We start from the raw sequence: 834 nt of genomic DNA on the forward strand, positions 1-834 counted from the left end.
GACTGGGTGGCGTGCATCGAGGAACTGGGTCAACGTACGGTGAGATCGCTCGTCTTTTCCCTGGGTTGTCGGGGCGAAACCAGCAATAGCAAGTACACCTTGGCTGGCGAGCCAAGTTTCAGTAGCAGAGAGAAAACCGCGGTGGTAGGTGGCGAACGCATCGCCATTGTCAGAAAGGATTTCTTGGGGTTTGCCGTAGGCGGCGAACGCTGCGGCCAGCGCAGCGCGTGCATCAGTACCGTTTTCTGGTAGAGCGAATGCTGTGGTTCCGACATCAAATCTGCTGGCATCATCGATGATCTGGTAAATCGTTATGAGCGTGTGAGCCTGGTCGAAGAGGCGATAGACCAGTCCGTCGATCTGCCAGAGTTCACCAACGAAATCGCGGGCGAAGCGCTTATAGGAACTCCGCGGCCGTTTGCGGGCATTGGCATCGACAAACCCCAGCTCCTGTAGCCACAAGGCGATGGTGGAACGCGACGGGTCCGATCGGCACCGACAGAGTCGAACAAGAAGTAGTAGATCGACCAAGGGCCATAATCCAAGCCCTGCTCCATCAAGTGTTGCCTGGCGTGGATGACTGCGTTTTTGTCGGCTTCGTCAAATTTCTTAATCGGATTCTTCGGGGCAGTCGAATCCGGCACAATACCTGCTCGGCCCTTCTGCGCTATCCGGTTTTTGATGTTGTGGTACGTCTGTCGCGAGATCCCCAATTCTTTGCAAAACTGTGTGACCGTCTTGCCGTCACGAACGGGATCGAAATCTGCGATCTTTCTGCGCTTATGCAATGGAATAGCCATCCGGCTATTCCACCGCCGTAACCGTCCAAAAAGC

General features: G+C 55.0%; 1 pseudogene. It reads right to left on the bottom strand.

The window, feature by feature from the left end:
- A pseudogene (locus QP994_RS11240) lies at positions 1–800 on the bottom strand (DDE-type integrase/transposase/recombinase); the annotation flags it as partial.
- Positions 801–834: the final 34 nt, after the last annotated feature.

Origin of the sequence: Corynebacterium sp. MSK044 (genome assembly GCF_030232825.1) — a bacterium.
Taxonomy (GTDB): domain Bacteria; phylum Actinomycetota; class Actinomycetes; order Mycobacteriales; family Mycobacteriaceae; genus Corynebacterium.